At 69.1% G+C, this 22846-nt stretch carries 19 protein-coding genes; 1 reads left to right on the top strand and 18 read right to left on the bottom strand.

The annotated features are described in order from the left end of the window. Positions 1 to 56 precede the first annotated feature (56 nt). Positions 57 to 551 (bottom strand): WKL family lipoprotein, encoded by a 495-nt coding sequence (locus LDL21_RS26980; protein ID WP_067642857.1) that lies wholly within the window; start codon positions 549 to 551, stop codon positions 57 to 59. 46 nt (positions 552 to 597) lie between these two features. Beyond that, complete coding sequence (locus tag LDL21_RS26975; RefSeq protein WP_372462230.1) at positions 598 to 1899, bottom strand: DNA polymerase IV; 1302 nt, start codon at positions 1897 to 1899, stop codon at positions 598 to 600. A 169-nt stretch (positions 1900 to 2068) separates the two neighbouring features. On the opposite strand from LDL21_RS26975, the gene LDL21_RS26970 reads away from it, so the two are divergent. Further along, entirely contained in the window at positions 2069 to 2944 is an 876-nt protein-coding gene (locus LDL21_RS26970) for a UTP--glucose-1-phosphate uridylyltransferase (protein WP_067497501.1), read from the top strand. Between the two features lie 460 nt (positions 2945 to 3404). Here the strand turns inward: LDL21_RS26970 and ileS are convergent, their stop codons facing one another. The 16 genes from ileS to LDL21_RS26890 all read right to left on the bottom strand — a co-directional run bounded on the left by ileS (position 3405) and on the right by LDL21_RS26890 (position 22813). Then, positions 3405 to 6539 (bottom strand): isoleucine--tRNA ligase, encoded by a 3135-nt coding sequence (ileS, locus tag LDL21_RS26965; RefSeq protein WP_225282267.1) that lies wholly within the window; start codon positions 6537 to 6539, stop codon positions 3405 to 3407. A gap of 269 nt (positions 6540 to 6808) precedes the next feature. Next, positions 6809 to 7009, bottom strand: coding sequence for a hypothetical protein (locus tag LDL21_RS26960; RefSeq protein WP_225282266.1), 201 nt, complete (start codon positions 7007 to 7009; stop codon positions 6809 to 6811). 86 nt (positions 7010 to 7095) lie between these two features. Further along, positions 7096 to 7959, bottom strand: a complete 864-nt coding sequence (wag31, locus tag LDL21_RS26955; protein WP_225282265.1) for a DivIVA-like cell division protein Wag31 — start codon at positions 7957 to 7959, stop codon at positions 7096 to 7098. Positions 7960 to 8019: 60 nt separating this feature from the next. Beyond that, the gene (locus LDL21_RS26950) at positions 8020 to 8322 is read right to left on the bottom strand and encodes a YggT family protein (protein ID WP_067497489.1); all 303 of its coding nucleotides are present in this window, start codon (positions 8320 to 8322) and stop codon (positions 8020 to 8022) included. Positions 8323 to 8411: 89 nt separating this feature from the next. Then, complete coding sequence (locus tag LDL21_RS26945; RefSeq protein WP_067642872.1) at positions 8412 to 9167, bottom strand: cell division protein SepF; 756 nt, start codon at positions 9165 to 9167, stop codon at positions 8412 to 8414. A gap of 107 nt (positions 9168 to 9274) precedes the next feature. Beyond that, entirely contained in the window at positions 9275 to 10012 is a 738-nt protein-coding gene (locus tag LDL21_RS26940; RefSeq protein ID WP_225282264.1) for a YggS family pyridoxal phosphate-dependent enzyme, read from the bottom strand. Positions 10013 to 10046: 34 nt separating this feature from the next. Continuing rightward, positions 10047 to 10778, bottom strand: a complete 732-nt coding sequence (gene pgeF / locus LDL21_RS26935) for a peptidoglycan editing factor PgeF (protein WP_181699245.1) — start codon at positions 10776 to 10778, stop codon at positions 10047 to 10049. Positions 10779 to 10926: 148 nt separating this feature from the next. Then, complete coding sequence (ftsZ, locus tag LDL21_RS26930; protein ID WP_067497477.1) at positions 10927 to 12186, bottom strand: cell division protein FtsZ; 1260 nt, start codon at positions 12184 to 12186, stop codon at positions 10927 to 10929. Positions 12187 to 12317: 131 nt separating this feature from the next. Beyond that, the gene (locus tag LDL21_RS26925) at positions 12318 to 12995 is read right to left on the bottom strand and encodes a cell division protein FtsQ/DivIB (protein ID WP_181699298.1); all 678 of its coding nucleotides are present in this window, start codon (positions 12993 to 12995) and stop codon (positions 12318 to 12320) included. Between the two features lie 8 nt (positions 12996 to 13003). Next, entirely contained in the window at positions 13004 to 14446 is a 1443-nt protein-coding gene (gene murC / locus LDL21_RS26920; RefSeq protein WP_225282320.1) for a UDP-N-acetylmuramate--L-alanine ligase, read from the bottom strand. Positions 14447 to 14571: 125 nt separating this feature from the next. Beyond that, on the bottom strand, positions 14572 to 15681 hold the full coding sequence (gene murG, locus LDL21_RS26915) for an undecaprenyldiphospho-muramoylpentapeptide beta-N-acetylglucosaminyltransferase (protein WP_225282263.1): 1110 nt from the start codon (positions 15679 to 15681) through the stop codon (positions 14572 to 14574). Further along, a complete protein-coding gene (gene ftsW, locus LDL21_RS26910) occupies positions 15678 to 17126 on the bottom strand; it encodes a putative lipid II flippase FtsW (protein ID WP_225282262.1) in 1449 nt (482 codons plus the stop codon). The genes murG and ftsW overlap by 4 nt, the downstream gene beginning before the upstream one ends. Beyond that, positions 17123 to 18559, bottom strand: coding sequence for a UDP-N-acetylmuramoyl-L-alanine--D-glutamate ligase (murD, locus tag LDL21_RS26905; protein ID WP_181699293.1), 1437 nt, complete (start codon positions 18557 to 18559; stop codon positions 17123 to 17125). The genes ftsW and murD overlap by 4 nt, the downstream gene beginning before the upstream one ends. A gap of 50 nt (positions 18560 to 18609) precedes the next feature. Then, entirely contained in the window at positions 18610 to 19686 is a 1077-nt protein-coding gene (gene mraY / locus LDL21_RS26900) for a phospho-N-acetylmuramoyl-pentapeptide-transferase (RefSeq protein ID WP_067497468.1), read from the bottom strand. Next, positions 19683 to 21182 (bottom strand): UDP-N-acetylmuramoyl-tripeptide--D-alanyl-D-alanine ligase, encoded by a 1500-nt coding sequence (locus LDL21_RS26895; RefSeq protein ID WP_225282261.1) that lies wholly within the window; start codon positions 21180 to 21182, stop codon positions 19683 to 19685. Before LDL21_RS26895 ends, mraY begins: the two co-directional genes overlap by 4 nt. Then, positions 21179 to 22813, bottom strand: coding sequence for a UDP-N-acetylmuramoyl-L-alanyl-D-glutamate--2,6-diaminopimelate ligase (locus LDL21_RS26890; RefSeq protein ID WP_225282260.1), 1635 nt, complete (start codon positions 22811 to 22813; stop codon positions 21179 to 21181). Before LDL21_RS26890 ends, LDL21_RS26895 begins: the two co-directional genes overlap by 4 nt. Positions 22814 to 22846 lie beyond the last annotated feature (33 nt).

Genomic DNA, 22846 nt, shown 5'->3' with positions numbered 1-22846 from the left:
GCGCGCCCGCCCGCGCCCCAGCCGCCCCGGTGTGGAGCCGTCAGCACAGCGGAATGTCAGACGCACGCGGCCGACTGCTGACCCAGATTCGTCAGCATGGTGCAGGCCCACGCCTTCTGCACCTTCCACTTACCGGCGTCGGCCACGAACGGCACGTCCACCACATTCGTCTGCCCGTTCACTGTGAAGTTCGCCTTGGCGTTCACACTGTCACCGAACGACGTCACCTCGGTGACCTGCACCTGGACACCGGCGTCGCGGGCGGCGACGGCCAGGCGGTTCGGCAGCTCGGGATCGGCCTCGCCACCCTGCACGAAGTCCAGCTTCTGCTCGTTGGGCACCGAGGGGTCCAGCGCGGTGTTGAGCTGAGCGTTGAGCTCCTCCACCGACGGCACCGGTGGCAGCGCGTCGTCGGTGGCGGTCGTCGTGGTCGCCTTGGCACTGGTGGTGGTCTTGGCGGCGGGCTTGTCTTCGGTGCACGCGCTCAGCCCGAGTGCGGTGATCACGGCCAAACCTGCGATCGCGACACGGCCGATCCTGCGGTGGGTCAACTGCTCGTCCTTCGGTTCGAGGGGCGGGGTTGCCGGGCGTGGCCGCTCAGTCGAGGCTGGCGAGCGGGTCGGCGGGCGACAGTCCCGATTCGTCGGCAGGAAAGGTACGCGCCGGGCCGGGGCCTGTCGAACTGGTTTCGAAACGCACTGTCACCACGCCGTAGCCCGCCCCCTGCACCCACCCGTGCCCGAACTCCGGATGCCGCACGTCCATACCCGGAAGCCATTGCCCCACCGGCAGTTCCGCTTGTTCGGCCACCGGCTCGGGCGCCTCGACGGAGTCGGTGTCGATATCGGCGGGCAGCGCCTGGTCGAGTTCGGGGAACAGCGATTCCTGGCGAACCATGGTGAGCCCGCCGTAACCGACCCCGACCAGCCGGATCGGCCCGAATTCGGCGGGGTCGATGGCCGAACGTTGCGCGGCCGCGGCCAGCGTGCCCAGTTCGGTGGTGGCATACGGCAGCGTGAACGAGCGGGTCACGATGCTCATGTCGGACTTCTTGAGTTTGAGGACCACGGTGCGGGCGGCGCGACCGTCGCGTTCGAGTCTGCGATGCGCCGAGGCGGCCATGGCGGTGATCGCGGTGCGCAGGTCGGCGAGGGTGACGATGTCGCGTTCGTAGGTGTTCTCGGCGCTGATCTGCTTGGCCTCGGCACGCTCGCTGACCGGCCGGTCGTCGATTCCGCGCGCCAGCCGGTGCAGCGCGGCACCGACACTGCCGCCGAGGATCGAGGCGGCCTCGACTTCCGGCAGCGCGGCGAACGCGCCGACGGTCTCGATACCGAGGCTGCGTAATCGCGATTCGGCGACCGGACCGATGCCCCACAGTTTGCGCACCGGCAACCCGGCCAGCAGCGCGCCCTGCTCGGACGGCGAAATCACCCGCATCCCATCGGGTTTCGCCAGTCCGGAGCCGATCTTGGCCAGCTGTTTCCCGGTGCCCGCCCCGATGGAGGCGGTGAGACCCGTCCGCGCATGGACCAGTGCGCGCAGCATCGCGCAGTACTCCTCGACCTCGGCGACGCTCGCCCCGGCGAGCTCGGCCGGTTCGGCGAACGCCTCGTCGAACGACAACGTCTCGAGCACCGGTACCCGGCTGCGCAGCGCGTCGAACACCCGCCCGCTCAGCACTGAATACACGGCCCCACGTGGCGGCACGACCACCGCCGAGACACCGACCAGCCGCCGCGCCTGATGCATGGGCATGGCCGAACGCGCACCGAACACCCGCGCCTCATAGCTGGCGCCTGCCACCACCCCGCGCTGACCGACCCCACCCACGAGCACCGGCCTGCCGCGCAGGGTCGGCCGGGTGAGCTGTTCGGCCGAGGCGAAGAAGGCGTCCATATCGATGTGCAGCACCCATCGACGTGCGGTGACCGCCGCATCGGGCCTGGCCTCGACCGGGACATGGGTGCTCACGAGCGCAATGTACGCGCCCGCACCGACAGATCCTCGACACCCGGCCGCCACCGAGGCACCGCACAGACACCTCGAAATGTGTGATGATCGGGTGATGAAGATCCGTAAGGCTGTTATCCCGGCCGCGGGAATCGGCTCCCGGCTGCTGCCCCTGACCAAGGCGACGCCGAAGGAGATGCTGCCGGTCGGCGACAAACCCGTCATCGAGCACACGGTGCGTGAGCTGGTCGCCTCCGGCATCACCGACATCACCATCGTGGTGACCAGTGGCAAGTCGCTGATCCAGGACCATTTCCGGCCGAACCCGGCGCTGGTCGCCCAATTGCGTGCCGACGGCAAGTCCGCCTACGCCGACGCCGTGGAGGAGGTGGGTGAGCTATCGCGCGAGGGCCACATCACCTACCTCGACCAGCACGGCCCGTACGGCAACGGCACCCCGGTGCTCAACGCCGCCCGGCACCTGGGCGACGAACCGATGCTGGTGCTCTGGCCCGACGACGTGTTCGTCGCCGAGGTACCGCGCGCCCAGCAGCTCATCAAGGCCTACGAGTCCACCGGCTGCCCGGTGCTGGCCCTGATGCCGATGGAGCCGGGCGAGTCGCAGCGCTACGGCGTGCCGGTGGTGCGCGAGGACCTCGACGACGGGTTGCTGCGCATCTCCGGGCTGATGGAGAAGCCGAAGCCGGAGGACGCGCCGTCGGCGTACGCGGCCATCGGCGGGTACGTGGTGACGCCGGGCATCATCGACGAACTGCAGCTGCAGACCGACAACTGGTACACCCACCGCACCGGCGAGGTGTACCTGACCGACGCGATCAACAAGTACGCCGCCGAACACGCGGTGTACGGGCAGGTGATCCAGGGCCGCTGGTACGACACCGGTAACCCGGCCGACTACCTGGTCGCCCAATTCGCTTCGGCGCTGGCCCATCCCGAGTACGGGCCGCTGCTGCGCCAGCTGGTGGACTAGCGGTTCGCCTGCGCCGCTCCCGCGCGGCGCAGGCGAGCGGTCAACACCGTTTGTCCGCGAGAACGAGGTTCGTCGCGATCGTCGCGACGAATCCGAACAGCAGGCGCCGCAGAACTTTTCGCCGCACAGGTGGACTCCCCTCGTCCCGGCGACGGGTCGCCGACTGGTCGGTTACCGGGCGGCATCTCACCGATCGCGGCACGCCGCCCGTCGATCCGGCGCCGCGACGGAGGTGAACTCACTTCCGTCGCGGCCCCGTTTCCACAGGACACTCATCACGAACCGTCGCTGTCACCTCAGCGTGTTCCATGCGCACGGGCAGCAACACGACCCATTGTGCCCGAAGTGGCGCGAGAAAGTCACCAATTCAGCAACCTTTCCGCGAACTGTCCCGTCAGCCTGCGATTTTCGACCTGAAAGTGTGTCCGGGGCCGGGCGCGGCCGACCCCGGACGGACCGATCAGGCCTTGGCGAGCGACACCTTCACCCCACCGGTGATTTCCGGGGCGTCCGCGTCGACCGCACCGAAAGTCAGTGTGGTCGCGAGGATTTCACCGGCGATCAGGTCGCGGTGGGTTTCGGCCCACTCGGCCCGGTCGGCGGGCACGTCGAGCACCACGGTGATGCGGTCCGACACGTCCAGACCCTGCGACTTACGGGTTTCCTGCAGGTCGCGGATGAGGTCGCGGGCCCAGCCCTCGGCTTCCAGCTCCTCGGTGACCACCGAATTCAGCACCACCAGACCGGCATTGCCGGGCAGGGCGGCCGTGGATTCGGGTTCGGCGGCGACCAGGCGCTGGGTGTACTCCTCGGGCAGCAACGTGATCCCGGCGGCGGTGACGACACCGTCGGCCGATTCCGACCACTCCCCCGCCTTCACGGCCTTGATCACCGTCTGCACCTGCTTGCCCAGGCGCGGACCGGCCGCGCGGGCGTTGACGGCCAGCTCGAAACGGCCGTGCGCGGCGACATCGGTGGTCAGATCGACCTTCTTGACATTGACCTCGTCGGCGATCAGCGCCGTGAAGGGGGTGAGCCGTTCGGCGTCGGCCGCCGCGATGGTCACCTCGGCCAGCGGCAACCGCACCCGCAGGTTCTTGGCCTTGCGCAGGCTCAGCACCGTGGAACACACGGTACGCACCTCGTCCATGGCCGCCACCAGCTCCGGATCGTGCGGCAGCTCGGACTCGGCCGGCCAGTCGGCCAGGTGCACCGAGCGTTCGCCGGTGAGCCCACGCCAGATCACCTCGCTGATCAGCGGCAGCAGCGGCGCGGCCAGCCGGGTGGCCACCTCGAGCACGGTGTGCAGGGTGTCCACGGCGTCGCGGTCCTCGGACCAGAAGCGCGAACGCGACCGGCGCACATACCAATTGGTGAGCGCGTCGGCGAACGAGCGCAGCTCGTCGCAGGCACCGGCGATGTCGTAGGTCTCGAGCGCCTCGGTCATCACGTCGCGGGTCACCGCGAGCTTGGCCAGGATGTAGCGGTCGAGCACGTTCGGTGAATCCGTGCGCCACACACCGGGCTTCGAGGCGTAGAGCTGCAGGAAGGTCCACGCGTTCCACAACGGGCGCAGCGCGTGGCTCACGCCTTCGCGGATGCCGCGCTCGGTGACGATGAGGTTGCCGCCGCGCAGGATCGGCGAGCTCATCAGGAACCAGCGCATCGCGTCGGAACCGTCGCGGTCGAAGACCTCGTTGACGTCGGGGTAGTTGCCCTTGGACTTCGACATCTTCAGGCCGTCGTCGCCGAGCACGATGCCGTGCGCGGCAACGGTTTTGAACGACGGCGAGTCGAACAGCGCGGTCGAGAGCACGTGCAGGGTGTAGAACCAGCCGCGGGTCTGCCCGTTGTACTCGACGATGAAATCGCCGGGGAAGTGGCTGTCGAACCACTCCTTGTTCTCGAACGGGTAGTGCACCTGGGCGAACGGCATCGAACCCGACTCGAACCAGCAGTCGAGCACCTCGGGGACCCGGCGCATGGTCGACTTCCCGGTCGGGTCGTCGGGGTTGGGCCGGGTGAGATCGTCGATGCCGGGGCGGTGCAGGTCTTCCAGTCGCACGCCGAAGTCGCGCTCGAGTTCGTCGAGCGAACCGTAGACGTCCACGCGCGGGTGGGCCGGGTCGTCGGACACCCACACCGGGATCGGGCTGCCCCAGTAGCGATTACGGCTGATGTTCCAGTCGCGCGCGCCCTCGAGCCACTTGCCGAACTGTCCGTCGCGGATGTGTTCGGGCACCCAGGTGATGTGCTTGTTCAGCTCGACCATCCGGTCACGGAACTTGGTGACCGCGACGAACCAGGACGGGACCGCCATGTAGATCAGCGGCTGACCCGAACGCCAGCTGTGCGGGTAGGAGTGCTCGATCGTCTCGTGCCGAAGCAGTTTTCCGGCGGCCTTGAGGTCCTTGATGATGACCGGGTTGGCGTCGAACACCATCAGGCCCTCGTACGGCGGCACCATCGAGGTGAACTTGCCCGCCGGGTCGAGCGGCTGCACGATCTCGATGCCGTTGGCCGAGGCCACGTCCATGTCCTCCTCACCGAAAGCCGGTGCGAGGTGGACGATTCCGGTACCGGAGTCGGTGGTGACGTAGTCGGCGGTGAGCACTCGGTGTGCGTTCGGATGGCCGAGGAAGAAGTCGAACGGCGGCTGGTAGGACAGCCCGGCCAGGGCGGCGCCGTCGTACTCGCCGAGCACGGCCGGTTCCTCACCGAACTCACGGGAGTAGTGCGAAACCCGTTCGGCGGCAAGCAGATAACGCTTGCCATCGGCGGCCTGGAGATGCACGTAGCGCACGTCGGGGTGCACCGCGATCGCGAGGTTGGACGGCAGGGTCCACGGGGTGGTCGTCCAGATCAGCGCGTTGGCGCCGTCGAGCGCGGCCAGGGGGTGTTCGGCGGGTACCGACAGCACCATGTCGACGGTCACCGCCGGGTCCTGGCGCATCTTGTAGGCGTCGTCGAGGCGGGTCTCCTGGTTCGACAGCGGCGTCTGCTCGTACCAGCTGTAGGGCAGCACCCGGAAGCCCTGGTAGATCAGTCCCTTGTCGTAGAGCGACTTGAACGCCCACATCACCGACTCCATGAAGTCGAGATCGAGGGTCTTGTAGTCGTTGTCGAAGTCGACCCAGCGCGCCTGGCGGGTGACGTACTCGCGCCACTCGTTGGTGTAGCGCAGCACCGAGGACTTGCAGGCGGCGTTGAACTCGGCCAGCCCCATCGCGTCGATCTGCGATTTGTCGGTGATGCCGAGTTGCTTCTCGGCCTCGATCTCGGCGGGCAGGCCGTGGGTATCCCAGCCGAAGCGCCGGTCGACCTTCTTGCCGCGCATGGTCTGGAAGCGCGGGATCAGGTCCTTGACGTAGCCGGTGAGCAGGTGGCCGTAGTGCGGCAGGCCGTTGGCGAAGGGCGGTCCGTCGTAGAAGACGAACTCACTGCTGCCGTCGCGGTTGTCGATGCTGGCGCGGAAGGTGTCGTCGCGGGCCCAGTAGTCGAGCACCGTGGTTTCGAGTTCCGGGAACGTCGCGCCGGAACCGGCACCGAAATCGACCCGCGGGTACGCACCACCGGTGGTTGTCTCGTCCGCCATTGCGGAATGCTCCTCGTGCCGCCGCGCCGCAGGCGCGGATCCGTGGCACGGGGACGATGCCGGCGCAGGTGCGCCGAAACCGCGGTACCACCCCGTTTGCCCGCGCCGGGAAAGCACGCGAGCCTCTCGTTGCGAGCTGTGACGGGCTCACCCGTTCGGTTCTACTGAGCGCGAGTGCGCCGTTCTTCCGAAGACTCCCCGGTGATGGCCGGATCAACGCCGTGTGTCAGTCGATTCTAGCTGGGTTCGTCCAGCCCATTTCCGCGCGGTCAGTCCTTGCGGGCATGTCGCCCCGGCGGGACCGGGTCGTTCTCGGGTCGCCCACCGGCCAGCGCGCTCACCAGCAGGGTGCCCGCGCCGACGATACAGATCAGGATGCAGGCCCACGCCCACGCCACCGAACCGGTGGCGAGTGCCGCCACGAGCAGCGCGAATCCGATCGCGGCCAGAACGAGCGTCAAGACGAGCATGCTGACTCCCAAGCAACCGAGCAGCCCGACGAACTGGGCGTTCCCGAATCACGCGACGCGCTGCGCCGCGCGACCCGGGTTCCAGTTTACTTGGCGCCCTTGGCGAAGGAGGAGGCCGGAGCCAAACTGTTGGACGATCCGTTGGTGTCGCCCGCGAACTCGCCGCCGTCGACCGGAACGGCCGAACCACGGTTCTCCAGTTCCTCGAGCTGCGACTCCAGGTAGGACTTCAGGCGCACGCGGTACTCGCGCTCGAAGGTCTTGAGCTGCTCGATCCGGCTTTCCAGCACCGTACGCTGCTGGGTGATGGTCGCCATGATCTCCGCGTGCTGACGCTCGGCGTCGGCGGTGAGGGCCTCGGCCTTGTCCTTGGCCTGGCGGATCTGGGTCTCGGAACGGTTCTGCGCGTCGGCGAGCATCGCGTCGGACTTCTGCCGCGCGTCGGCGATCATCGCCTCGGAGCGGGTGCGGGCGTCGCCGACCAGACGCTCGGAGTTTGCCCGCGCGTTCGACAGCAGGCTCTCGGCCTCGGTCTTGGCGTCGGTGGTGAGGCGGTCGGCCATCTCCTGCGCCAGGGTGAGGACCTTCGCGGCCTGCATATTGGCGTCGGGGCCCGAGTTGTCGCGGACGGGCGCGGCCACCGGCATCGGCGCGGGCGGCGCCGCCGGGACCGGCGCCGGAATAGGTTCTAGGGCCGGCGGCGGTGCCTGTTGGACCGGGGCCTTCACGGCGGCGACCGGGGCCGACCCGCGGTTCTTCTTGGCGTCGGCTAGCTCGGTGTCGAGCTCGGCGACCCGCTGACGCAGGTCGGCGTTCTCCTCGATCAGGCGCGAAAGCTCCTGCTCGACGAGATCCAGGAAGGCATCGACCTCGTCCTCGTTGTAGCCGCGCTTACCGATCGGCGGTTTGCTGAACGCGACGTTGTGCACATCGGCGGGAGTCAGCGGCATCGAAGGATCCCTTCACGCGGTCTTTGGAGAACTAGCAAGCGGTCTTCTCGACTCATTGTGTCACACGGAGGTCACGGGCTGCCCGAGCCTACCCACGATGGACATCAGGATGAACACGACGAAGAGCAGAACCATAATCGACAGATCGAGCCGAATACCGCCCAGATTCACGGGAGGTATCAAGCGTCTCAACAGTTTCACCGGCGGATCGGTGACGGTGAAGATGAACTCCAACACGATCACCACCACGCCGGTCGGGCGCCAGTCACGCGCGAAACTGCGGATGAACTCCACGATCACCCGGCTGATCAACAACAGCCAGAAGATGAAAAGCACGAGGTACAGAACCGCGAACAGGGCCACGCGTTCACTCTGCCGCAAAATCGGCGACGTGCAAAATGGCCGCGCCGCGCAATGCGCGGGCGGCCATCATGGCAGTCGGTGAATTGTCACTATTTCTGGTTGTAGAAGCCGTTTTCGGCGATCCGACGACGCTCTTCGGCCGATACGTCGACATCGGCCGGTGAGAGCAGGAACACCTTCGTGGCCACCTTGTCGAACGAGCCACGCAGCGCGAACGCCAGCCCGGCCGCGAAATCGACCAGCCGCTTGGCATCGGCGTTGCTCAGGTCGACCAGGTCCATGATGACCGGGTTTCCCTCGCGGAAACGCTCACCGATGATCCTGGCCTCGCTGTAATCGCGCGGACGCAGCGTGGTGATCTTGGACAAGGGACCTCCGTCCTCGAAGATCCCGGGCCGCCGCACGGGCGCGGGCTCGGGGCGCAAGCGCTCCTCCAACCTGCGCTCCTCGGCGTCGGGATCGACCGCGAGCGCGCCACGGGTCGAGCCGCGCATCCCCGGCGCGACCCCGCCCGCCCGGAACGCACGGCCCGACGAGGGCGCCGTCTCGATCCTGGTCGGGCGCCGCGGCGGATCGTAGCGATCCTCGGCGTAGGCGTCGTCGACGTAGTCGTCGCGACGCGCCTGATAAGCCGGCTTGTAGGCAGGCTGGGGGAAGTCGTCGGCTTCGTCGCCGAAACGTTCGGAGCCGTAACGATCTTCGGCGTAGCGGTCGTAGCTGCGCGGGCGAGTACGGCCGGCGCGCTCCTCCGGGCCGCGCGAGGCGTGATCGTCGACGTAGTCGTCTTCGTACTCATCGAGCGGAACCATGCCGAAGTACGCCTTGAACTTGTGCAGCGTGCTCATCCTGGACGACCTTCCTTCGGCCCCGGTGGCGGCCGGGTGTTGAAGTTCTTGCTCAGCGCCTCGTCGGCCAATCGTATGTGTCGAATGTGACTGATGAGGTTTCTTTGCTACGCCGAGGTTATCGGTCGGGCGCCCATCAAGGCGGTACCGACACGCACACACGTCGAACCGTGTTCGACCGCGATCTCCAAATCACCCGACATACCTGCAGAAAGTTCGGTGGCATCGGCGTGTTGCGAGAGCAGCGAAGTGTGCAAAGTCGCAAGCTTCGCAAAGGACGCATGAATGTCGGCGTCAAGGGGTGGAATCGCCATCAGACCGGCCAGATGCAGTCCGGGGGCCTTCGCTACCAGGTCGGCCAGGGCGGGTAGATCGGCCGGTTCGACACCCCCGCGTCCGGGGTCGGCGTCCAGGCTCACCTGCAGCAGCACCCGCAGGGGCGCGGTACGCTCGCCGGCTGCCTGTGCGTCGGTCACCGCCCGGTCCAGCGCGTTTGCCAGCCGTTCGCTGTCGACCGAGTGCACGGTGTGTGCCCATCGGGCCACGGCGCGGGCCTTGTTGCGCTGCAAGCGGCCGATCATGTGCCACTCGACGTCGTCGTAGGCCAGCTCGGCGACCTTGGCCGAGGCCTCCTGTTCGCGTGACTCGCCGAACTCGCGCCTGCCGAGGCGGTAGAGGATGTCGACATCGGCAGCCGGAAAGAATTTCGTCACCGGCAGCAGCCGCACCGAGCCCGCGGGGCGACCCCCGGCGGCCACGGCGGCGTCGAGACGCGTGAGCAGCCCGTCCAGGCGGGTCGAGAGTTCGCTCGCGCGATCGGTGCCGGTCGAGGTCTCCTGGGTCATGCGGCCTCCCCTCGCCGGGTGGTGTGCTGTGGGCTCATGCGGTCGCGTCCATCCAGATCACACCCGCGATGCGGCCGGTCGGGGCGCCGCGGCGGTGGCTGAACAGGGTTTTGTCCTCGATGGTGCAGCGCGGGTCGAGGGCGATGCCGCCGACGCCCGCCTCGGTGAGCTGCCTGCTGATGCCCGCACGCAGGTCGAGGCCGGGGGTCTTGCGGACCGTGGTGGTTGCGCTGCCGGGCAGGTGGGCCTCCACGTCGGCGCGCATAGCGGCCGGCACCTCGTACTGACGGCCCGACGCGGCGGGCCCGAGGAAGGCGCCGATGCGCTCCACCCGGGCGCCGACCGACACCATCGCCTCGAGTACTCGTGGCACGATGCCGATTCTGGCGCCGATGCGGCCCGCGTGCACCGCCGCGATCACGCCTGCCTCGTCGTCGGACAACAGGATCGGCACGCAGTCGGCGGTGAGGACGACCAGGGCGAGGCCGGGCACCGTGGTGACGAGCGCGTCGGTCACCGGGACCGGTTCGGCACGCGGCCCGTCGACGATCTCGACATTGCGGCCGTGCACCTGCTCCATCCACACCAGCCGGTCGGGGGTGAGCCCGATGCCCTCGGCCAGGCGGATCCTGTTGCGGCGCACGGCCTCCGGATCGTCACCGACGTGATCGCCCAGGTTGAACGAGTCGTACGGGGCGACGGAGAAGCCACCGGCGCGGGTGGTGGTCACCCGGCGAACGGTCACGGTGGGGGGTGCGGAAGTCATGGTTCGAGGGTAGTGCGGTCGGCGGGTCGATCGGTGCGCGTGTGGGGTGACATCGGTCAACCCGGCACTGGTCCCGGCGACCCCGGGCTGAGCCGGAGACGCGAAAGCGCCCGAACTCACCGGGGAGTTCGGGCGCCGTTGTCCGTGCCTAGCGGCGCATGAAGATCGGCACCTCGATGTCGTCGTCATCGTCGCCGTCGTCGCGCGGTTCGGGGTTGTTGACGCGGTTGAGCGCCTGCTCGGTGACCCGCTGACGCTCCGACTCCCGGTACCGCTCGGTGTCGCGGTAGTTGGGCGCCGCCGCCCGTCCGCTCGACATACCCGCGGTGGCGGGCTCGGTGGGCCGGGCCGGGGCCTCCGTGCTGCGGCTCTGTCCCACCTCGCCCGCACGACCGGAGCCGATCGGGTTCGACGAGGACCGGCCGGTCTGCATGGTGTTCTCGACCGCGCGCCGCGAGGGGCCGCCGCCGTCGAAACCGGCGGCGATCACGGTGACGCGCACTTCGTCGCCGAGCGAATCGTCGATGACCGTACCGAAAATGATGTTGGCCTCGATGTGGGCGGCCTCCTGCACCAGCGAGGCGGCCTCGTTGATCTCGAACAGACCGAGATCGGAACCACCCGCGATCGAGAGCAGCACGCCGTGCGCACCGTCCATCGATGCCTCGAGCAGTGGCGAATTGATCGCCGTCTCGGCAGCTTTCACCGACCGGCCCTCGCCGCGCGCCGAGCCGATGCCCATGAGCGCCGAACCGGCACCCGACATCACGCTCTTCACGTCGGCGAAGTCGACATTGATCAGGCCTGGGGTGGTGATCAGGTCGGTAATACCCTGAACACCGTTGAGCAGAACTTCGTCTGCCGACCGGAAGGCATCCATCAGACTCACCGCCGCGTCGCCCAGCTGCAGCAGCCGGTCGTTCGGAATGACGATGAGGGTGTCGCACGACTCGCGAAGCAGGTTGATGCCCACTTCGGCCTGGTTCCCACGCCGTTTTCCTTCGAAGGAGAACGGCCGGGTCACGACGCCTATAGTCAGCGCGCCCAGCTTGCGAGCGATGCTGGCGACGACAGGGGCGCCACCGGTTCCGGTACCACCGCCTTCGCCTGCGGTGACGAAGACCATGTCGGCGCCCTTGAGCACCTCTTCGATCTCGTCCTTGTGGTCTTCGGCCGCTTTGCGACCGACTTCCGGATCGGCTCCGGCGCCAAGTCCTCGGGTGAGTTCACGGCCGACATCGAGCTTCACATCGGCGTCGCTCATCAGCAGGGCCTGTGCGTCGGTATTGACCGCGATGAACTCGACTCCCTTGAGTCCCTGTTCGATCATCCGGTTGACGGCGTTCACGCCGCCGCCGCCGATACCGACGACCTTGATCACGGCAAGGTAGTTGTGCGGGGGCGTCATGGGCTCTCGCCTTCCTTCGATCTAAAACCCTCAACCTCAACCATAGGGTTGGCGTTATGTCAAGTATCCGACTGCTGCGGAACGCTATTCGCAGCCACCGCGATCCCGGCGCAGGCGCGCCGAAGTTTCGCTCACTTTACCGTGACCAGATTCGGACTCGAAACGTCGAACACGGTGCCTTCCCGGGTGAGCAGCGGCATTACGACGGCAGCTTTGCGCTCCCCGTCGCCCGTGCCGCCCCACACTACCTTTCTTCCGTCGCGCAGGTTGAGCGAGACATCCGAAATGGACCGTGCGACAACCTCACCCACCTGCACCGACAACGCGGGCGGCAGCGTGACCAGCACGGCGACGGCGGCGCGAGCCGCATCCGGCCCCGACATCGAGCCCTCGGTGACCAATTTCGGCACGCCGATCGGCGGTGCGGGCTCGATCGCGAATTCCACACTCTCGGCGTCGATCAGGTGCGCGCCGTCGGGAGCGTCGATGTACACCACCGGAGTTCGCTCCACGACCGTCACCAGCACCGTCGACGGAAAATTCCGCTGCACCCGGACCGAGCGCACCGTGGGGATCGCCGCCACGCGGCGGGCGATCTCGGTGGTGTCGATGCGCAACATCGAACGCCCGTCCGGGATCTCGAGCCGCTCGCGTACCTGTTCCTCGGGCACGACAGTCAGGCCGTCGATCCGCACGGTCCGTACCGACAACGCCGGGGTGAACCACGCGAGCACCGCGAGCACGGTGACGACGACCAGCCCGACCGCCGTCCAGAGCCGGTAGCCGTGCCACCCGCGCGCGGCGGGCATCGGCAATCTCACCGGCCGCCCTGCTGCGGACGGGCCCGCAATCCGTCGAGGATCTGGTTGCCCAGCATGGTGACATCGCCCGCGCCCATGGTGATCACGACATCACCGGGCTGCGCGAGCGCGGCGACCTGACGGCCGACCTTCGACATATCGGGTTGATAGTGCACGGGTTTGGTCACCGACTGGGCCACCAGCGCACCGTTCACACCGGGCAGCGGTTCCTCGCGCGCGCCGTAGACGTCGAGCACGACCACTTCGTCGGCCAGGCTCAGCGCGGTGCCGAACTCGGCCGCGAAAGTGGCGGTGCGGCTGTAGAGATGCGGCTGGAAGACCACGATCACCCGGCCGCGTTCGATGCGCGCTCCGTCGCGCGCCTCCTGCGCGACGAGCTGCGCGGCGGCCTCGAGCACGGCCCGCACCTCGGTGGGATGGTGGGCGTAGTCGTCGAAGACGCGCACACCGTTCTCGCGACCGGTGAACTGGAACCGGCGGTGCACGCCACCGAAACCTTCCAGGCCCTGCACGATCTCGTCGATGTCGGCACCGGTCGCCCGGGCCGCGAGCAGCGCGGCGAGGGCATTGAGGGCCATGTGCCTGCCGGGCACCGACAGGCGGACCGTGCGTGGCGTCGTCTCACCGCCGAGCTGGAACTCGACGATGCCGCCGACATCGCGCGGCTGCCAGTCGAGCAGCCGGGCACCGACGGGCACGGGCGCGTCGGCCAGGTCGCCGGAGCCGTAGCCGAGCACCTGCACACCGCGTTCGGTGAGCCGGGGGGCGACCCGTTCGGCCAGGGCGAGCGAACCGGGATCGTCGAGGCAGACCACCAGCAGGCCGCCGGGGGCGAGCCGGTCGGCGAAGTCGTCGAAGACCTGGATGTAGGCCTCGTCGGTGCCGAAGTAGTCGAGGTGGTCGGATTCGATATTGGTGACCACGGCGACGTCGGGGTCGTACTGCAGCAGCGAACCGTCGGATTCGTCGGCCTCGGCGACGAAGATGTCACCGCTGCCGTGGTGGGCGTTGGTGCCCGCCTCGTTGAGTTCGCCGCCGACCGCGAACGAGGGGTCGGCGCCGCAGTGCTGCAGCGACACGATCAGCATCGAGGTGGTCGAGGTCTTGCCGTGGGTGCCCGAGACGAGCAGGGTCTTGTGCCCGCGCATCAGGGCGGCGAGCACGGTGGGACGCATCAGCACGGGAATGGCGCGCCGGTTCGCTTCGACCAGTTCGGGGTTGGTCTTCGGAATGGCGGCGTAGGTGGTGACGACGACGGTCGGGCCACCGGGCAGCAGGTCGAGCGCGTCGGCGTCGTGCCCGATGCGCACCTGCGCGCCGCGGGCCCGCAGCGACAGCACGCCGCGGCTCTCCCTGGCATCGGATCCCGACACCGCACCGCCACGCGCCAACAGGATTCGCGCGATACCGGACATGCCCGCACCGCCGATCCCGACCATGTGCACCCGCGCGAGTTCGGCGGGCAATGCCGAACCCACGGGCTCGCCCGCGGCATTCACCGCGGTGCCCGTGCTCGGACGGTCCGGCTGGTCACGCTCGGCTTCCGCCTCCGGCCGCTGACCGCTCATCGGGCGAGCCCGGCGACGATGCGTGCCACGGTGTCGGCGGCGTCGCGGTGACCGGCGCCTGCGGCGGCGCGGCTCATCTCGGCGAGTCGGGCGGGGTCGAGCAGCAGCGGAATCACCTCGTCCATCACGAATTTCGGGGTCAGCTCGGCGTCGGGGACAATTCTGCCACCCCCCTTGGTCACCACGGGGCGCGCGTTGAACTCCTGCTCGCCGTTGCCGTGCGGCAGGGGCACGTAGAACGCGGGCAGCCCGACCGCCGACACCTCGGCGACGGTCATGGCGCCGGAGCGGCAGACCACCGCGTCGGCGGCGGCGTAGGCCAGGTCCATCCGCGACAGGTACGGCACCGCCACGTACGGTGCAGGCGCGTCGGCGGTACTCACCTCGACGCTGTTCTTGGGGCCGTGCGCGTGCAGCACCGAGATCCCGGCGGCCGCCAATTGCGGTGCGGCGCCGGAGATCGCCTCGTTGAGGCTGCGCGCGCCCTGTGAACCGCCGAACACCAGCAGAACCGGGCCCTCGGCGGGCAGACCGAAGTGCTCACGGGCCTGCGCGCGCAGCGCGGGCCGGTCGAGTTCGGTGATGGCGGCGCGCACCGGGATGCCGACGACCTCGGCCCCGGCCAGGCCGGAGTCGGGAACGGCGGCAAGCACTTTGGTGGCCAGCTTGGCGCCGACCTTGTTGGCGATGCCCGCCTTGGCATTGGCCTCGTGCACGACGACCGGAATCCGGCGCTGCCTGCCGATTCCGCGCGCGGCGAGGTAGGCGGGCAGGGCGACGTAGCCGCCGAAGCCGATGACGACATCGGCCTGCACCCGGTCGATCACCGCGCGGGTGGCGCGCACCGAGGAGAACACCCGCCCGGGCAGGCGTAGCAGGTCGGCCGACGGCTTGCGGGGCAACGGGACCGGCGGGATCAGCTCGAGCGGGTACCCACGGTCGGGCACCAGTTTCGTCTCGAGTCCGCGCTCGGTGCCGAGTGCTGTCACCCGGATCGAATCGTCGAGTCTGCGCAAGGCGTCGGCCACCGCCAGCGCGGGTTCGATGTGGCCTGCGGTTCCCCCGCCTGCGACGATCACCGACAACCCGGATCGCGGGCTACTCACTTGGATCTACCTCGTTCTCTAGCGTGTGGCATCGGATAGGTCGGTTCCCATGCTCTGGTCGACCGTAGCGAACTGGTGCCGCGGCTTTCCGGCGCGCGTCGTCTGCGCGGGGCATCGGGTTGGCGGCGTGGGGCCTGACGTGGGCGTTCGGCTTTCGCGCGCGGCGCGGGCTTGCGCGGTGCCGGGGTGTACACCTCGGGCACGGGAAGCCGCAGCAGCCTGCTGAGCCTGCCGTCCTGGCCCGCTTTGAGCGCCGAGACGGCCTCTGGCTCGTGCCTGGCCGCGCTGGCGATGATGCCGAACATGAACAGCGTGATCGCCAGCGACGAACCACCGGCCGACACCAGCGGCAGCTGCAGACCGGTCACCGGCAGCAGGCCGACGACGTAGCCGATATTGATCAGGGCCTGGGCGGTGATCCAGGTGGTCGCGGTGGCGGTGAGCAGGCGAAGGAACGGGTCGACCGAGCGCAGCGCGATGCGGATGCCGGTGTAGACGAACATCGCCAGCAGGGCGAGCACCGCCATGCAGCCGAGGAAGCCGAGTTCCTCGCCGATGATGGCGAAGATGAAGTCGTTGTGCGAGTTGGGCAGATAGCTCCACTTGGCGCGGCTCTGCCCGAGTCCGCGGCCGAGGATGCCGCCGTCGGCCAGCGAGTACTTGGCCTGGCGGGCCTGGTAATTGGCGCCCTGGGGATCGTCACCGGGATTGAAGAACGCGCGCACCCGGTCGGACCGGTACCCGGCCGACAGCGCGAGCACCGACGCGACGACCAAGCCACTGACCATGATCCCGACGAACAACCGCACCGGCAGCCCACCGAACCACAGCAGCGCCATCAGCACGATGCCGAGCGCGATCGTGGTCGACAGGTTCGGCTCGAGCACCACGAGCAGACACACCAGCAGGCCGGCGGGCACCAGCGGTACCAGGATGTCCTTGAGGTGCGCCCCGCGCCGCGACGCGAGCAGATGCGCGCCCCACACCACCAGCGTCACCTTGACGACCTCGGACGGCTGGATCGAGATGGGTCCGATGTCGAACCAGCGCCGCGCGCCACCGTGCACCGCGCCGATGCCCGGAATGAGCACGAGCACCAGCGCGATCACCGAGATGCTGAACGCCGGGAACGACCACTGCCGCAGGACCCGCAACGGCAACCGCAACGCGATGTAGAACGCGACGGCGCCCAGCCCGGCGAACATGGCCTGCTGGATGAACAGCGAATACGCCGATCCACCACCGGCATAGGCTTCGACGCTCGACGCCGAGAGCACCATCACCAGGCCGAGCACCGTGAGCAGGGTGGCGATGGTGACGATGAGGTGGAACGAGGCGAGCGGACGGGCCAGCCATGCGCCGAAACGCTCCCCCGCCCATCCCGGCTGCGGGGCGATCCGTTTCCGGCGCCCCCCGGTCTGGGTGGTCTGGCCCGTCGATGTCATAGCGCCCGCCCGATGTCACCGTCTTCCAGTGCCGTGACCGCGTCGACGAAGCAGCGTCCGCGGTGGGTGTAGTCGTCGTACATGTCCAGGGACGCGGCCGCGGGTGCCAGCAGCACGGTGTCTCCCGCCCGGGCCATGCCCGCCGCGGCACGCACGGCGCGGCCCATCACCGCTTCGGCACGCTGCGATCTCGACGACTCCATGTCTGCATCGTCTCCCGCGTCCAGTGCGATGACCGGGACTTCGGGCGCGTGTCGCGCCAATGCGGCGGCGATCACCGGCGCGTCGGCTCCGAACAGAACCGCGCCGACGAGCCGGTCGGCGACCTCTTCGACGAGGTCGTCGATGGTGGCGCCCTTGAGCAGACCACCCGCGACCCACACCACGTGCGGGTGCGCGAGGATCGACGCGCGTGCGGCGTGCGGGTTGGTCGCCTTGGAGTCGTCGATGAAGTCGACGCCACCCAGTTCCCGCACGAAGGCGGTGCGGTGCGGGCCGACTTTGTGTTCGGCCAGGCCCTCTTTCACGAACTGTGGTGCCACGTCGATGGCCCTGGTCAGCGCCGAGGCTGCGAGCGCGTCGGCGATGCCTGCGGGCCCCTGCGGACTGATGTCGGAGGTCTCGGCGAGGATCGCGGCCTTGGTGAAGGCGCGGTCGAGGAGTTTGCCGTCGACCACGCCGAGTTCGCCGTCGGCGGGCACGCCCACGCGGAACCCGACCGTGCGCCGCGCCTTGGACTTGCGCGCCAGCGCACCGGCGACCGGATCGTCGAGGCCGACCACGCCGATGCGGCCGGTGAGGGCACGCGCCTTGGCGGCGGCGTAGGCGTCGAGCCCGCCGTGCCAGTCGAGGTGGTCCTCGGCGACATTGAGCACCACACCCGCCTCGGGCCGCACCGACGGCGCCCAGTGCAGCTGGAACGACGACAACTCGACCGCGAGCACCTGCGGTCCGGGATTGCGGCGCAGGGCGTCGAGGATGGGCAGGCCGATATTGCCGCAGGCCACGCTGGCGATGCCCGCGGCGCGCAGGATCGAGTGCGTCATCTGGGTGGTCGTGGTCTTGCCGTTGGTTCCGGTGACCACCAGCCACTTGCGGACCGGGCCGTAGATGCGGGCCTGATCGACCCACCAGGCGAATTCGACGTCGCCCCAGACCGGGATGCCCTCGGTGACCGCCGAGACGAGCACCGGCGAATCGGGCCGCCAGCCGGGGCTGGTGATGACGAGGGCGAACCGCGTGAGGTCGGCGTGCTCGAGTTCCACCGTGGTGGCGATCTCGAGCCCGAGTTCGGCGGCCTCAGCCAGGGCCTTTGCGCCGCCGTCGGTGACGACGGGATGCGCGCCGATATCGCGCAGCGGTTCGATCAGGGAGCGTCCGGAGACGCCCCAGCCGGCGACGAGAACGTCACGGCCACGCAGGAATTCGAGCATGGGGCCCGGGGAACGCAGGGCACGGGGCGAGTGTTCTACCATTTCCGCTCTCACCCGACCTGGGACAGGTATTCGCTGTAGAACAGTCCGAGACCCACGGCGGCCGCGATGCCTGCCAGGATCCAGAACCGGATGATCACCGTAGTCTCCGCCCACTTGCTCAATTCGAAGTGGTGGTGGAACGGCGCCATCTTGAACAATCGGTTGCGGGTGGTGCGGTACACCGCCACCTGCAGCACCACCGACGCCGCCTCGGCGACGAACAGCGCGCCGATGACGACCATCAGCAGCTCGGTGCGGGTGGTGATGGACAGACCGGCCAGCATGCCGCCCAGCGCCAGCGAGCCGGTGTCGCCCATGAAGATCTTGGCGGGCGCGGCGTTCCACCACAGGAAGCCGATGCAGGCGGCGGCGGCCGCCGCGCAGACCAGGGCGAGGTCGAGGGGGTCGCGCACGTTGTAGCACCCGGGTCCGGGGCTGGTGGCGCAGGCGTTGCGGTACTGCCAGAAGGTGATGATGACGTAGGCGCCGAGCACCAGGCTCATCGATCCGGCGGCGAGACCGTCGAGACCATCGGTCAGGTTGACCGCGTTCGACCAGGCCACGACCAGCAGACACACCATGATCACGAACACCAGCGCGCCCATCGACACCGTCGACCAGTCACGCACGTACGAGATGTGCTTGCTGCCGGGGGTGAGCCCGTTGTCGGCCCGGAACTGCAGCACCAGCACCGCGAAGATCACCGCGGCACTGATCTGGCCGATGTACTTACCGGCCGCCGACAACCCGAGGTTGCGCTGTTTGCGCAGCTTGATGAAGTCGTCGAGGAAGCCGACCACACCGAGTGCGGTGGTGAGCCCGAGCACGAGCAGGCCCGAGGCCGTCGGCCCCTCGGCGTCGTAGCCGAGGCCGATCAGGTGCGAACCGAGATACCCGGCCCACATACCGATCAGGATGGCGACGCCACCCATCGTCGGGGTGCCGCGTTTGGCCTGATGGCTGGCCGGGCCGTCGACCCGGATCTCCTGGCCGAAGCCCTGTTTGGCGAAGACCCGGATCAGGAACGGCGTCAACAGGATCGACACCGCGAGCGCGATCCCCGCCGCGAACAAAATCTGCCTCATCGAGCTGCCTCCGAGCTACCTTCCCCTGCCCTGGTCAGGTGTTCGGCGACGGCCCACAGACCGACCGCTTTCGACGCCTTGACCAGTACCACATCGCCGGCGGCGATTTCGTCGTCGAGCAGCGCGATGGCCGCCGAGATATCGGGTACGAGGATCGACTCCTCGCCCCATGAGCCTTCCATCACCGCTCCCTGGTGCATTCCCCGGGAGGGTCGTCCGGTGCCGACCACGATCAATCGGTCGACGTCGAGGCGCACGGCGAGCCGTCCGATCGCGTCGTGTTCGATGACCGAGGTGTCGCCGAGTTCGCCCATTTCCCCGAGCACGGCCCAGCTGCGGCGCGGTTCGGGGCCCGACTCGGCGAGGGTGACCAGCGCCTTGAGCGCGGCCCGCACCGAGTCGGGGTTGGCGTTGTAGGAGTCGTTGATGACGGTGATGCCGTCGGGCGTGGTCCGCACGTCCATCCGGCGCGCCGACGCGGCCGTTGCCCCGGACAGCGCCTGAGCGACGGTCGCCAGGTCGGCGCCGCATTCCAGGGCGACGGCGGCGGCCGAGAGCGCGTTGCCCACCTGATGCTCACCGTGCACGGCCAGCTGCACCGGCACCGATTCGCCACCCGCGTGCAGGGTGAAGCGGGCGCGGGCCTGGTCGTCGGTGGTCACGTCGGTGGCACGGATGTCGGCGTCGCCGGACAGGCCGACCATGACGACGCGGGCTTTCGTGCGCGAGGCCATGGCGGCGACGTTCGGGTCGTCGGCGTTGAGCACGGCCAGGCCCTCGGCCGGGAGTGCCTCGACCAGTTCGCCCTTGGCCTGCGCGATGGCCTCGCGGCTGCCGAACTCACCGAGGTGGGCGGTGCCGACATTGAGCACCACACCGATGCGCGGCGGCGCGATGCGGGCCAGGGCGGCGATGTGGCCGACGCCGCGCGCCGACATCTCGAGGGCGAGGAACTTGGTGTCGGCGTCGGCGCGCAGGGCCGTCCACGGGTGGCCGAGTTCGTTGTTGAACGAACCGGGCGGGGCGACCACGGGACCAAGCGGTGCGAGCACGGCGGCCAGCAGGTCCTTGGTCGAGGTCTTGCCCGACGACCCGGTGACACCGACGACGGTGAGACCGGTGCGCTCGGCCAGCCGCTCGGTGCTCACGCGGGCCAGGTCGGCCAGGGCCGCGAGCACGGCGGCACCGGAGCCGTCGCCGTCGTGGCTCAGGGCCACCGAGGTGGCGGGCACGGTGCCCGCGTCCGGTGCGACCACGATGGCGGGCACGCCGACCGGGCGTGCCGCCAGCACGGCGACAGCTCCGGCCTCGACCGCGTTCGCCGCGTAGTCGTGTCCGTCGGAGTTGGCGCCGGGTAGTGCGAGGAACAGATCACCGGGACCGATTCGGCGCGAATCGAATTCGACCGACCCGGTCACCAGTGCCTGGGGGTCGGGTACGTCGTGCAGCTCGCCGCCGACGACGTCCGCGATCTCCCGCAGTGTCATCTCGATCATGAAACCGTCAAGTCCTCCGAGTCCGTGTGCGGACTGTGTTGTGCCAGTAGAGAATCCAGCTCCGCGGCGAGGACCTCACGGTCGTCGAAGGGATGCTTGACGCCCTGGATCTCCTGACCCGCCTCGTGGCCCTTGCCCGCGATGAGCACCACGTCGCCGGAACGCGCCCAGGCGAGTGCGGCGGCGATGGCCGCCGCGCGGTCACCGATCTCGCGGATCTCGCCGCGGTCGGTGGCCGGGAGTTCGTGCGCACCGGCGACCACGGCGGCACGGATGGCCGCCGGGTCCTCGGTGCGTGGATTGTCGTCGGTGACGATCACCAGGTCGGCACCACGCGCGGCCGCCCCGCCCATGAGCGGGCGTTTGGCCGCGTCCCGGTCGCCGCCCGCGCCGACGACCACCGCGAGCCTGCCGCGGCCCGCGTCGGTGAGGTGCGCGCGCAGGGTGGCGACCACCGATTCGATCGCCGCGGGCTTGTGCGCGTAGTCGACGACGGCGAGGAAGTCCTGTCCGCGTTCGACGCGCTGCATGCGCCCGGGCACGTCGACGGTGGCCAGCGCGGGCGCGGCGACCGCCGGATCGACCCCGGCGGCCGCGCAGGTGGCGACCGCGAGCAGGGCGTTGGCGACGTTGTAGCGGCCGGGCAGGCGCAGACGGACGGTCAGCTCGCCGTCCGGACCGCTCGCGGTGAATTCCTGCTCGCCACCAGCGGCTTTCACCTCACCCACGACCTGCCAGGTAGCGGCATCGGGCGCCGGGGCTGCGGCGGCATCGTCCGCGGCAGCGACCTCGGTGGTGGAGACGGTGACCGGGCCGACCAGATCCGCGGCGAGGCGGCGTCCCCACTCGTCGTCCACGCAGATCACCGAGGTGCGCGCGGCGATCGGCGAGTCCGGTTCGAACAGGCGGCGTTTCGCGGCGAAGTAGTCCTCGAAGTCCTTGTGGAAGTCGAGATGGTCCTGGGAGAGGTTGGTGAACGCGCCGACGGCGAAGCGCACACCGTCGACCCGGCCGAGGGCCAGCGCGTGGCTCGACACCTCCATCACCACCGCCTGCACACCCTGCTCGACCATGGCCGCGAACATCGCGTGCAGCTGCGGCGCCTCGGGAGTGGTGAGCGCGCTCGGCACCCGCTGCCCGCCGATGCGGGTTTCGATGGTGCCGATCAGACCGGTCGACAGGCCCGCCGCGACCAGACCCGCCTCCACCAGGTACGACGTGGTGGTCTTGCCGGAGGTGCCGGTGATGCCGACGATGCGCAGGCGATCGCTGGGGTGACCGTAGATCTCGGCGGACAGCTCGCCGAGCACGGCACGCGGGTCCTCGCGCACCAACACGGGCACCGCGACCTCGCCGATCAGTTCGGCACCGGCCGCGTCGGTGAACACCGCGCCCGCGCCGCGCACGACGGCGTCGGCGGCGAAACGGGCGCCGTGCGAGGTCGCGCCGGGCAGGCCGGCGAACAGGTCACCGGGCCGGACGGCGTTGGATCGTTGCTCGATGCCGGTGACGGTCACCTCGGCCGGGACCGGGGTGAGCGTGGTGGCGCCGGTGAGCTCAAGCAGGGCCTGCAGCGGCGTCGACGGCGGGGTGTTCGGCCGGAGCGCGTGCGGGCTGGACTGCGCGGGCACAAGGCTCCTCTCTGAGAGTGATCGAGCGCGTGG

Source organism: Nocardia rosealba (assembly GCF_020216065.1).
Lineage (GTDB): Bacteria > Actinomycetota > Actinomycetes > Mycobacteriales > Mycobacteriaceae > Nocardia > Nocardia rosealba.
Note: the sequence above shows the minus strand (reverse complement) of the source record. Positions and strands in the feature narration are given on the sequence as shown.

Coding starts and splice junctions, on each gene's coding strand:
- ftsZ (WP_067497477.1), bottom strand. CDS start 12,186: ATGACGCCCCCGCACAACTACCTTGCCGTGATCAAGGTCGTCGGTATC.
- murC (WP_225282320.1), bottom strand. CDS start 14,446: ATGGTCGGGATCGGCGGTGCGGGCATGTCCGGTATCGCGCGAATCCTG.
- murD (WP_181699293.1), bottom strand. CDS start 18,559: ATGCTCGAATTCCTGCGTGGCCGTGACGTTCTCGTCGCCGGCTGGGGC.
- LDL21_RS26895 (WP_225282261.1), bottom strand. CDS start 21,182: ATGATCGAGATGACACTGCGGGAGATCGCGGACGTCGTCGGCGGCGAG.
- ileS (WP_225282267.1), bottom strand. CDS start 6,539: ATGGCGGACGAGACAACCACCGGTGGTGCGTACCCGCGGGTCGATTTC.
- LDL21_RS26940 (WP_225282264.1), bottom strand. CDS start 10,012: ATGACCCAGGAGACCTCGACCGGCACCGATCGCGCGAGCGAACTCTCG.
- wag31 (WP_225282265.1), bottom strand. CDS start 7,959: ATGCCGCTGACTCCCGCCGATGTGCACAACGTCGCGTTCAGCAAACCG.
- LDL21_RS26970 (WP_067497501.1), top strand. CDS start 2,069: ATGAAGATCCGTAAGGCTGTTATCCCGGCCGCGGGAATCGGCTCCCGG.
- LDL21_RS26945 (WP_067642872.1), bottom strand. CDS start 9,167: ATGAGCACGCTGCACAAGTTCAAGGCGTACTTCGGCATGGTTCCGCTC.
- LDL21_RS26960 (WP_225282266.1), bottom strand. CDS start 7,009: ATGCTCGTCTTGACGCTCGTTCTGGCCGCGATCGGATTCGCGCTGCTC.
- ftsW (WP_225282262.1), bottom strand. CDS start 17,126: ATGACATCGACGGGCCAGACCACCCAGACCGGGGGGCGCCGGAAACGG.
- mraY (WP_067497468.1), bottom strand. CDS start 19,686: ATGAGGCAGATTTTGTTCGCGGCGGGGATCGCGCTCGCGGTGTCGATC.
- pgeF (WP_181699245.1), bottom strand. CDS start 10,778: ATGACTTCCGCACCCCCCACCGTGACCGTTCGCCGGGTGACCACCACC.
- LDL21_RS26925 (WP_181699298.1), bottom strand. CDS start 12,995: ATGCCCGCCGCGCGCGGGTGGCACGGCTACCGGCTCTGGACGGCGGTC.
- LDL21_RS26975 (WP_372462230.1), bottom strand. CDS start 1,899: ATGGACGCCTTCTTCGCCTCGGCCGAACAGCTCACCCGGCCGACCCTG.